Source organism: Catenulispora rubra (assembly GCF_015356825.1).
Lineage (GTDB): Bacteria > Actinomycetota > Actinomycetes > Streptomycetales > Catenulisporaceae > Catenulispora > Catenulispora rubra.
Window position 1 is genome coordinate 22,667 of sequence record NZ_JAACYW010000118.1, and the last position, 10,005, is coordinate 32,671.

11 protein-coding genes are annotated in these 10,005 nt (G+C 69.9%); 5 read left to right on the top strand and 6 right to left on the bottom strand.

All coding sequences use genetic code 11. From position 1 onward, the window contains the following. The first annotated feature begins 139 nt into the window (after positions 1–139). Together GWK61_RS28380 and pknB are read left to right on the top strand one after the other, a co-directional pair. A complete protein-coding gene (locus GWK61_RS28380) occupies positions 140–1,618 on the top strand; it encodes a peptidoglycan D,D-transpeptidase FtsI family protein (protein WP_194913310.1) in 1,479 nt (492 codons plus the stop codon). A 192-nt stretch (positions 1,619–1,810) separates the two neighbouring features. Continuing rightward, positions 1,811–3,907, top strand: a complete 2,097-nt coding sequence (gene pknB / locus GWK61_RS28385) for a Stk1 family PASTA domain-containing Ser/Thr kinase (RefSeq protein WP_194913312.1) — start codon at positions 1,811–1,813, stop codon at positions 3,905–3,907. A gap of 72 nt (positions 3,908–3,979) precedes the next feature. Here pknB and GWK61_RS28390 read toward each other — a convergent pair whose 3' ends face one another. The 4 genes from GWK61_RS28390 to GWK61_RS28405 form a co-directional block, all read right to left on the bottom strand. Beyond that, on the bottom strand, positions 3,980–4,615 hold the full coding sequence (locus GWK61_RS28390) for an aminodeoxychorismate/anthranilate synthase component II (RefSeq protein WP_194913313.1): 636 nt from the start codon (positions 4,613–4,615) through the stop codon (positions 3,980–3,982). A gap of 30 nt (positions 4,616–4,645) precedes the next feature. After that, positions 4,646–4,804, bottom strand: a complete 159-nt coding sequence (locus GWK61_RS28395) for a hypothetical protein (protein ID WP_194913315.1) — start codon at positions 4,802–4,804, stop codon at positions 4,646–4,648. 70 nt (positions 4,805–4,874) lie between these two features. Then, positions 4,875–5,624, bottom strand: a complete 750-nt coding sequence (locus GWK61_RS28400; RefSeq protein WP_194913317.1) for a class E sortase — start codon at positions 5,622–5,624, stop codon at positions 4,875–4,877. Between the two features lie 18 nt (positions 5,625–5,642). After that, positions 5,643–6,503 carry a DUF881 domain-containing protein gene (locus GWK61_RS28405; RefSeq protein WP_194913329.1) on the bottom strand — a complete coding sequence of 287 codons (861 nt, stop codon included), beginning with the start codon at positions 6,501–6,503 and terminating at the stop codon, positions 5,643–5,645. 78 nt (positions 6,504–6,581) lie between these two features. On the opposite strand from GWK61_RS28405, the gene crgA reads away from it, so the two are divergent. Continuing rightward, on the top strand, positions 6,582–6,836 hold the full coding sequence (crgA, locus tag GWK61_RS28410; RefSeq protein WP_194913332.1) for a cell division protein CrgA: 255 nt from the start codon (positions 6,582–6,584) through the stop codon (positions 6,834–6,836). 69 nt (positions 6,837–6,905) lie between these two features. Here crgA and GWK61_RS28415 read toward each other — a convergent pair whose 3' ends face one another. Both GWK61_RS28415 and GWK61_RS28420 read right to left on the bottom strand, forming a co-directional pair. After that, entirely contained in the window at positions 6,906–8,000 is a 1,095-nt protein-coding gene (locus GWK61_RS28415; protein ID WP_194913348.1) for a rhomboid family intramembrane serine protease, read from the bottom strand. Positions 8,001–8,157: 157 nt separating this feature from the next. Beyond that, on the bottom strand, positions 8,158–8,712 hold the full coding sequence (locus GWK61_RS28420; protein ID WP_369125621.1) for a peptidylprolyl isomerase: 555 nt from the start codon (positions 8,710–8,712) through the stop codon (positions 8,158–8,160). 247 nt (positions 8,713–8,959) lie between these two features. Between GWK61_RS28420 and GWK61_RS28425 the strand changes: the two genes are divergently transcribed. Together GWK61_RS28425 and GWK61_RS28430 are read left to right on the top strand one after the other, a co-directional pair. Continuing rightward, positions 8,960–9,586, top strand: a complete 627-nt coding sequence (locus GWK61_RS28425; protein ID WP_194913337.1) for a hypothetical protein — start codon at positions 8,960–8,962, stop codon at positions 9,584–9,586. A gap of 90 nt (positions 9,587–9,676) precedes the next feature. After that, positions 9,677–10,005: hypothetical protein (locus GWK61_RS28430; RefSeq protein WP_194913338.1), on the top strand; the 329-nt coding region annotated here is incomplete at its 3' end.

Genomic DNA, 10,005 nt, shown 5'->3' on the forward strand with positions numbered 1-10,005 from the left:
CGGGTCAGACGGAGTCCTATATCCCGGCGTTCGAAGAGGACGAAGACGACGACGTGCGGACCCGCCCGACGCCGCCGCCCGGGGCGACCCCGGGTGACGCGGCCGGCCGGCCGGGTCCGCCGGAGCGGAGGTACGGACCGTGAACCAGCCGATCAGGCGGGTGGCCCTGTTCTGCTTCCTGCTCATCGCCAGCCTGCTGGTCAGCTCCAACTATCTGCAGGTGGTCAATGCGGACAGCTACAAGGCGCGCAGCGGCAACCAGCGCAACATCCTGGACGCCTTCGCCTATCCGCGCGGCCAGATCCTCACCGCCGACGGCACCGTCATCGCCGAATCAGTGCCCTCCGGCGGGATCTCGTACAAGTACCAGCGCACGTACCCGCTGAAGTCGGACTACGCCAACATCACCGGCTGGAAGTCGATCGGTTACGGCGCCACCGACATCGAGTCGTCCCTCGACAAGTTCCTGAAGGGCACGGACAGCTCCGAGTCCGTGGCGAACTTCATGGACACGCTGACCGGCAAGTCGAAGAAGGGCGGCGACGTCCAGCTGACGCTGCAGAACCCGGTGCAGCAGGCGGCGATCGCCGGGCTGAAGGGCAAGCAGGGTTCGGTGGTCGCCCTGGACCCGACCACCGGCGCGATCCTGGCGATGTACTCCTCGCCGAGCTTCGACCCGAACGGGATAGCGTCCAACGACAGCGACACTTCCGGTGCGGCCGGTAAGGCGCTGGAGAACGACAAGAGCAAGCCGAACCTGAACCACGCGATCCAGGAGAACTACCCGCCCGGCTCGATCTTCAAGGTCGTCACCGCGGCCGCCGCACTGGACTCCGGCAAGTACCAGGAGAGCAACCCGACCGGCGCGGACGCCAACGGCTACTCTGTCCCGGGCTCCGGCTACACCCTGACGAACGAGAACGGCGCGCAGTGTCCGGGCACAGACCTGAAGACGGCACTGGCACAATCCTGCAACTCCGTTTACGGCTATGTCGGTGCCCAGCTCGGCCCACAGATCATGTCCACCTACGCTTCGAAGTTCGGGTTCAACGACCCGAGCCTGAAGATCCCGCTGTCGGTGGCCCAGTCGAGCTTCCCGTCGCCGACCGCCGTCGGCAGCAACCAGCTGGCGCTGGCCCAGGACTCCATCGGCCAGGGCGACACCCAGGTCACCCCGCTGCAGGCGGCGATGATAGCGGCCTCGGTGGCCAACGGCGGCGCCATCATGCAGCCCTACCTGGTGGACAAGGAGACCGCGCCCAACGGGCACGTCACCTACAAGGGGTCGGACCACCAGCACGTGCTCAGCCAGGCGATGAGCCCGGCGACCGCGGGCACCCTCGACGACATGATGCAGAACGTGGTCGCGAACGGCACCGCCCAGAACGCCGCCGTGTCCGGCGTCCACATGGGCGCCAAGACCGGTACCGCGCAGCGGGCCCAGGGCCAGAACCCGCTGGCCTGGTTCATCTGCTACGGCACGGCCAACGGCAAGAAGGTCGCGGTGGCGGTGATGGTCGAGACCAACAACCCCAACATCCGCGGCGACATCAGCGGTGTCGGGTTCGCAGGTCCCACGGCCGACGCGGTATTGAAGGCGGCACTGGGAGTGAGCTGACGCGGAAGTGAGCCGCCTTCAGGGGCGGGATGTCGGACCGGCTCGCTCGGGTGGCGGGAAGGTCCGGTGGGATTCCGGAGCGCGGACTGGCGCCGGACCCGGTTCGGGGGATACTGCCGGAAGCAAGTTTTCGACTGAGACGATGTCGCCACCGCCGCCACCGGGTGGCGATCGATGAGCTGGAGCGATGAGATGTCCGGAACCTACCCCGGGGCGGAACAGCCGCGGCGGCTCGGCGGCAGGTACGAGCTGGGCTCCGTGCTGGGCCGAGGCGGGATGGCCGAGGTCTTCATGGCCCGCGACACCCGGCTGGGCCGCACGGTGGCCGTGAAGACCCTGCGCGCCGACCTGTCCCGGGACCCCACTTTCCAGGCGCGGTTCCGCCGCGAGGCGCAGTCCGCGGCGTCCCTGAACCACCCGGCGATCGTGGCGATCTACGACACCGGCGAGGACTTCGAGAACCATGTCTCGGTCCCCTACATCGTGATGGAGTACGCCGACGGCTCCACGCTGCGCGACCTGCTGCACTCCGGCCGCCGGCTGTTGCCGGAGCGGGCCCTGGAGATCACCGCCGGCGTGCTGCAGGCCCTGGACTACTCGCACCGCAACGGCATCATCCACCGGGACATCAAGCCGGCGAACATCATGCTGACCCGGTCCGGCACCGTGAAGGTGATGGACTTCGGCATCGCCCGCGCCATGGCCGACAACGGCATGACGATGACGCAGACCGCCGCGGTCATCGGCACCGCGCAGTACCTGTCGCCGGAGCAGGCCAAGGGCGAGACCGTGGACGCCCGCAGCGACCTGTACTCCACCGGCTGCCTGATGTTCGAGCTGCTCACCGGCCGGCCGCCGTTCGTCGGCGACTCCCCGGTGGCCGTGGCCTACCAGCACGTGCGCGAGGAGCCGCAGCCGCCGTCCTCCTACGATCCCGAGATCAGCCCGGCGATCGACGCGGTGGTGCTGAAGTCGCTGGCCAAGAGCGCCGACCAGCGCTACCAGTCGGCCACCGAGATGCGCGCGGACATCGAGCGGGTGCTGGACGGCCGGCCCACCGAGGCGCAGACCGCGGTGCTGGGACCGGCGAACATGCCGACCCAGCGGCTGGACCCGCGCCAGGTGGGCGCGGCGGCCGCGGTCGGCCAGACCCGGGCGATGCCCGCGGTCGACGTGCCGGCCGGCTACCAGCCCGCGACGCCCGGGTACGACGACGAGTACGGGAACGGTCCGGCCGGCCGGCCGCCGGCCGGCCCGCCGCGCCGCCCCGAGCCGCGCCGTCCTCCGGAGCCGGAGAAGAGCGGCAAGACCGGGTACATCATCCTGGCCATCGCCGGCATCGCCGCGGTCATCGCCGCGATCCTGTTGGCGAAGTCGCTGCTGAAGTCCGGCGGAAACAACAACTCCAAGGCCGTGCCGGACTTCGGTGTCGGGGCGAACACGTTGCAGCAGGCCCAGGCGATCCTGGCCAAGCCTGAAAACGCCGGATGGACCCTGACCGGCGACGGCAAGGCCTGCCCGGCCAACATCGACCTGCACTCGTCCCCGCTCGGGACGATCATCGCCCAGACCCCGACGGCCAACGGCAACTACCAGAAGCCCGCACCCATCACCTACTGCCTGTCGCTCGGCCCGCAGTTGGGCAAGGTGCCGGCCACGGCCATCCTCAACGGGTGGACGGAGGCCAACTTGAAGGCGTACCTGACTGGTGCCCACTTCGATCTGACCAACGCCGTGGGGTCGCCGCAGGCCGACCCCACGGTGCAGAAGGGCTACATCATCCACGTGGTCGACCTCGGCAACAACAGCGCGGTCATCGACGGGACCCAGCAGGACACGAGCAAGGTCCAGATCGGCTGGACCGTCTCCACCGGCAAGCCCACGGTCCAGCTCACCGCCGCGAACCTGGTCGGCCAGCCGTCCGGCAGCGTCGTGTCGCAGATCAAGTCCCAGGGCTTCACCAACGTCACACCGACGCAGGACACCTCGGCCAACAACCAGCAGCCGGGCAACGTGACCCGGATCAACCTGCCGGACGGGCCGTACACCAAGGACACGGCGATCGTGGTCTACTTCGCGCCGCAGCCGCCGCCGACCACGCCGCCGAGCACCCAGCAGACGACCTGCGACCCGGCGGATCCGACCTGTCAGCAGGGCGGTCCCTCGACGCAGACGTCCACTGGGCCGGGCAACCCGGGCCAGACGAACACGAGCAACCCGGCGTGCCTCCTGGCTCCGCAGCTGTGCCCGAGCAGCCCGACGACGACCAAGAAGGGCGGCGGCAACTAGCCGCTTCGCTATAGCGAAGCCCCGCACGGAACCTTCCGCGCGGGGCTTTGTGTTGTGTTCTGGGGACGGTCCTCAGTTGGCCGCGCCGATCACCACCGGTGCCAAGCCGGCCGAGCGCTCCACCGCCCCGGCGTCGCCGCACACGGTCAGCCAGTTCGCCAGCATCCGGTGGCCGCCCTCGGTCAGGACCGACTCGGGGTGGAACTGCACGGCCTCCACCGGGAGTTCGCGGTGGCGGATGCCCATGATGACGCCGGAGTCGGTGCGCGCGCTGACGAGCAGGTCCTCGGGCAGCGTCCCGGGCTCCACGGCCAGCGAGTGGTAGCGCGTGGCCGTGAACGGGTCCGCCAGGCCCTGGAAGACGCCCAGGCCGTCGTGGGTGACCGTGCTGGTCTTGCCGTGCAGCAGTTCCGGGGCGCGGCCGACCACTGCGCCGTGCGCGACCGCGATCGACTGCAGGCCCAGGCAGACGCCGAAGACCGGGATGCGGTGCTCCTCGGCGTAGCCGACCATCTTGACGCACACGCCGGCTTCTTCGGGGACGCCCGGGCCGGGAGAGAGCAGGACGCCGTCGTAGTCGTGCGCGGCCTCGACGCCGATCGCGTCGTTACGCACCACCTCGCACTCCGCGCCGAGCTGGTACAGGTACTGAACGAGGTTGTAGACGAAGCTGTCGTAGTTGTCGACGACCAGGATCCGCGCTGCCATGCCGTGAGCCTACCGGCCCGAGGGGAGGCGCTATCGCGAGACCGTGTTGCCGCTGAAGGGCATCAGCGGTTCGATCCACGGGAAGATCCAGCCGAACAGGAGCACCACGATCAGGGCGGCGGAGGCCAGGGCGATGAGCACCTTCAGGTAGACGGGCCCCGGAAGGTGCCGCCACAGAAACGCGTACATCGCCTGCTCCTCTCTCTACAGATCTCTACAGACTTCTCTATAGAGGTCTCTATGAGGTTTTACCAGAGTCCTATTGGAACTTGGGGGTGTTCACGGTCAACGCCGGGGGCTCCCCCGCGGACCGCGGTTGCTGGGCGATCAGCGTGCCGGTGACGATCATGCGCTGCGTGGAGGCCCACCACGGATTGCAGGTGGTCAGGGTGATCAGCTTCTGGGAGGCCGGTTCGCCGGGGTGGTCGGGGACCGGGGCGACCACGGCCAGGTCGGTCGGATCGACGATGAACGGGTCGCGGTCCTCGCGGTACGTGAACCAGGTGTCCGCGGTCTCCACCACGATCAGGTCGCCGGCGCGCATCTCGTCGAGGTAGCGGAAGGGCTCGCCGTGCGTCTTGCGGTGCCCGGCGACCGCGAAGTTGCCGATCCGTCCCGGCAGCGCCGAGTCCTTGTAGTGGCCGACGCCGCGGCCCAGCAGGTCCAGGGAGGTGCCCTGCAGGACCGGGATCGACTTGTCGCCGAGCCGGGGGATGTGCAGGATCGCGAAGGCCTCGCCGGAGGTGCCGTGGCTGTCGGCGGTGTCGAAGGGCCCGAGGCCGGCTGCGGCAGTGAAGGCGGCCGAGCCGGCTGCGGCGGCCGAGCGGGGCGTCGGCGGCTGCGCGGCCCACAGCTTGTGCAGGTCCGACACCTCGGACTTCATCGCCTCGTCCGCGATCACGTTGGTGTAGAAGAGCTGGTAGGCGCAGAACAGGAAGAGCACGACGCCGAGCGTGATCAGGATCTCACCGACGGATCGGATCGCCGTTCGTGCACGCTCTGCCCACATTCCGCCAGTTTGTCGGCTTCAGGGGGCCACGGAGGCGAACGACACGTCGAGCGGTCCGGTGTAGCCCGGCAGCGTCACTCGATCGCGTGCCTTCACGTCCCAGCCGAGCCCGTAGGCGTTGACGTACTCCAGATAGGTCTGCACGGCCGGGGCGGCCATCAGCGCGGCGCGCATCTTCGTCGGGTCGCCGACGGCGGTGATCGCGTAGGGCGGGGAGTAGACGCGGCCCTGCAGCAGCAGCGTGTTGCCCACGCAGCGCACGGCCGAGGTCGGCGCCAGGCGCTGGTCCATCAGCTGGATCCCGGTCGCGCCGCCGGCCCAGAGCGCGTTCACCACGGCCTGCACGTCCTGCTGGTGGATGATCAGCCAGTCCGGCTGCGCCGCGGGGGCCCCGGCGGCGGGCTGCGCGTTCGGCGGGGCGTCGTTGAGGGTCACGGTCAGGGCCGAGCCGGTGACCGGGGTCAGGGCCACCGGGCCGGACAGCGAGTCGACCTGGGCCTGGGCCGCCTTCACCCGGGCGTCGGCGCTCTGGCCGCGGGTCAGGGCGTCCTGGTCCGCGCGCTGCGCCGCCACCTGCTCGGTGAGCTGCTGGTTGTGCGTGTTCTGGGCGCGGATCACGTCGGAGAGCTGCGCGCCGCGGTCCGGGCGGATGTCGCCCTGGCCGTCGGCGGTGTCGCGGGCGGTCAGGAACAGCGCGCCGGCGAGGGCGAACACCAGCACCACACCGGTGTGCCAGGCCACCCGGGAGGGCCGCCGCCGGACCGGTTCCGGGGCGGGCTCGCGGGCCGGCTCGCGGGCGGGAACCGGGGCCGCCCGCCGGGTCGGCTCCGGGCCGTCCGCCGATGCGGGTTCGTCCAGCTGATCGCGCCCTGACGCCATGGCGGATACGCTATCGGACGCACACTGTCGCATGCCCGATCGAGGCCGCACAGCAGCCGAGCAATCCAGGAGTGAACCGTGCCCGAGTCGAAGGTCCGCAAGAAGGCCGCGTACACCCCGCCGCCGGACAAGAGGCAGCCGATCAAGCTGGACACCGGGAACCGGGTGGTACTGCCGCTGATGGTCGGGTGCTTCGTGCTTGGCCTGCTGTGGATAGTGGTGTACTACCTGTCGAACATGACGTACCCGGTGTCCGCGCTGCACGGCTGGAACATGGCCGTCGGCTTCGGGTTGATCATCACCGGCTTCATCGCGTCCATGAAGTGGAAGTAGCGCCGCGCGCATTGCGTCGCCGTCGTCACCGACCGTGCCCGATCGCTGCCTAACACAACATCCACAGGCTTATCCCCAGTGTGGATAAGTGCCGGACGCCTGTGGATAACTGTCTGGAACGTCGGTGACGACCCTGGTCAGGCCGGGTGAGTACGGTGCGCCGTCACCGGTGCGCGTACGGTTCGCCGGGTCGTTCAGGTGTGCGCTGTGCACGGCCGTCCCGGCGATCGCCAGGGCCAGCACCAGCGCCATGGTGCCGAAGCCGAGCCCGTTGAGCAGCCGCACCTGCTGCTCACGGGGCGCCCTGGCCTTGCCCAGGGCCCGGATGAGCTCCGGGGCGAAGGCGTAGACCGCGCCGATCAGCGCCCCGGCCACCACGCCGCCGACGTGGTCGCGCCAGTCGATGTTGGTGTTCTGCAGCGGGATCACGATGTTGATCACCAGCACCACGACGATCATCCCGGGGTCCAGGATCTTGCGCCGCAGCCCGATCACCACCAGGCAGCCGAACACCGCGGAGATCGCCCCGGAGGCGCCCAGGCTCGCCGGGCTCAGCGGGGTCATGAACCAGTAGGACGTGACCGCCCCGGCCAGCCCGCCGATCAGGTAGACCAGCACGAACCGCAGCTTGCCCAGCATCGCCTCCAGCATCGGGCCGATGAAGAACAGCGAGATCATGTTCGAGGCGATGTGCACCAGGTTCGCGTGCAGGAACATCGAGGTGACCAGGCGGTACCACTCGCCGTTGGCCACGCCTATCGGCTGGCCGTCCACCCAGGTGCCCTTGGCGATCAGCTCCAGCCGCATGTCCAGGGTGTTGACCTGGAACACCCCGCCGCCGGCCGCGCCGACCTGCGAGGTGCCGACGATGTGCTGCAGGCCGAACATCACGAAGTTCAGCGCGATCAGACTGTAGGTGACCACGGGGACCACCCGGGGCCGCAGCACCGCGCCGAACGGGGTCCGGGCCTTGGGCACCTGCTGGTTGCCGCCGCGCACGCAGTCCGGGCACTGGAAGCCGACCGAGGCGGGGACCATGCACTCCGGGCAGATCCGGCGCTCGCAGCGGGTGCAGCGGATCTGCGCCTCCCGCTCCGGGTGCCGGTAGCAAGTCGGGAGGTCGGTGGCCGGCACGGGAGGGCTGCCTGGGCTGCCTGGCGGCATCGTCACGGTGGTCCTCTTTAGGTACAGCGACGCGAAGCGTCCCGTTGACGGCTGGGGAGACGGGTGGACGGGTCCGGTTTCGATCGGCCGGTTCGAATGTAGAGGAAACGAACACGCGGGGCACAGAGTTTCCTCCGCACCCCGCGGTACAAGACGATCAGCCCTCGCGGCGCTCGATCGTGATGCTCTCGATCACGACCGGCTGCAGCGGCCGGTCCTGCGCGCCGGTCGGCACCGCCCCGATCTGGTCCACGACCTTGCGGCTGTCGGGGTCCACGACCTCGCCGAAGATGGTGTGCTTGCCGTTCAGGTGGGTCGGGCGGCGCGGGGTCGGCACGGTGATGAAGAACTGCGAGCCGTTGGTGCCCTTGCCGTTGCGGATCCCCGCGTTGGCCATCGCCAGCAGGTAGTCGCGGTCGTTGAAGGTCTGGTCCGGGTGCGGCTCGTCGTCGAAGACGTAGCCGGGGCCGCCGAAGCCCTGGCCCAGCGGGTCACCGCCCTGGATCATGAACTGCGGGATGATCCGGTGGAAGATCGTGCCGTCGTACAGCGGCGTCGTCGACTTCACATTGGTCTCGGGGTGCGTCCACTCCCGGGTCCCCTCCGCCAGACCCACGAAGTTGGCGACGGTCTTCGGAGCAAAGTCCGGAAGCAACCGCACGACGATGTCGCCGTGGTTGGTCTTGATGGTGGCGTACAGGTTCTCGGCCACAGTCTGTTGCCTTTCGGTTTCTGTCGTATGGACGCTCTCCATCCTCGCACGGAAGCTCACTCACCCTCTGAGTAGCCCCAATGGCCCTGCGTGAGGTTGTCCGGCGGGGCGGCCGGGCAGGCACGAATTCGAGCCGCTTGCCAGGTCGACCCTGCTTCCGGCGGCGCTGCCCGGCGGGGCCGCCGGACAGCGTTGGCCGGCCTTGGTCGGATGCGGCGGTGAACAGGCGATGTGAGGGAGAGGCGCGATGAGGATGCCGTTCAGTCACGAGGTGCCGCAGAGCCGTCTGGAGCGCGTGCGCTGTGCCGTCCGCGACCGGACCTCCGGCGCCGCCCACTCGGTGTCCGGTGCTGCTGGGACCGCCCAGACCGCGGCCATGAGCGCCGCCGGTACCGCGCAGGACACGGCGCAGCAGGTCGCCGACCGCGCCGCGGTGGTCGCGCACCAGGTCGCGGACCGCGCGTCGATCGCCGCCGCGGTGATGGCCGAGCGGGCCCGTCCCATGGCCGAGCGCGCCCGCCCGATGGCCGCCGAGGCGGCGTCCCGGGGCGGCGCGGCCTGGCACGTCATCCGGCACGGCGCCCCGCAGCCCTCGCCGATGGCGCGCATGGCCGGCGTCATGCCGCTGGCAGCCGTGACGGCGGCCCGCCGCAGCCGCGCCCCGATCGGCCTGATGGCGCTCGGCGCGGCCGGTGCCGTCGGCCTGCTGTGGTGGCGCCGCTCGCGGGCCGACGTGGACAGCGTGTGGATCCTCGACTCGGACAGCGACGTCGAGCCGGTCGGCCGCTGGCAGGAGGACGACAGCCGGGCCGCGGCCGACGACACCGCGATGGGCTCCGGACGCCGGGAGTCCCCGGCCAACCGCTGGCCCTGAGCAGCCGATCAGCCGCTGATCCTGAGCAGTCGTTGGTCCTGAGCAGCCGTCCCACCGGATCCGACCCACCCACCGAAAGGCGGTCCGCCGATGATCGCCGTCGCGTTGGGGCTGCTCGGCCTCGTGGTCATGATCGCCACCGGGGTGGCGGCCTCGAGCACCGGTGACGACCACCTGGTGTTCCTGGGCGTCGGAGTCCAGACCACCACTGCGCAGGTCTTCCTCACCGGCGCGATATTCGGCTGGGTCTTCGTGATCGCCCTCTGGCTGCTCCGCACGGGCATGCAGCGTTCCGGACAGCGCTGCGCACAGCTGGCCGCGCGCCGCAGCCGGCGCGCGAGCGAGTGGCTCGGGTTCAGTGAGGGCGACGGCGAGGCCGGGAGCGACGGCTACGGTGACGGTTGGGGCGGGTGGGGTGA

Excerpts from the sequence above, each read along its gene's own strand:
- GWK61_RS28395 (WP_194913315.1), bottom strand. The coding sequence starts at position 4,804 with ATGTACGCGTTTCTGTGGCGGCACCTTCCGGGGCCCGTCTACCTGAAG.
- GWK61_RS28405 (WP_194913329.1), bottom strand. The coding sequence starts at position 6,503 with ATGGCGTCAGGGCGCGATCAGCTGGACGAACCCGCATCGGCGGACGGC.
- GWK61_RS28425 (WP_194913337.1), top strand. The coding sequence starts at position 8,960 with ATGAGGATGCCGTTCAGTCACGAGGTGCCGCAGAGCCGTCTGGAGCGC.
- GWK61_RS28390 (WP_194913313.1), bottom strand. The coding sequence starts at position 4,615 with ATGGCAGCGCGGATCCTGGTCGTCGACAACTACGACAGCTTCGTCTAC.
- GWK61_RS28415 (WP_194913348.1), bottom strand. The coding sequence starts at position 8,000 with ATGCCGCCAGGCAGCCCAGGCAGCCCTCCCGTGCCGGCCACCGACCTC.
- pknB (WP_194913312.1), top strand. The coding sequence starts at position 1,811 with ATGTCCGGAACCTACCCCGGGGCGGAACAGCCGCGGCGGCTCGGCGGC.
- GWK61_RS28400 (WP_194913317.1), bottom strand. The coding sequence starts at position 5,624 with ATGTGGGCAGAGCGTGCACGAACGGCGATCCGATCCGTCGGTGAGATC.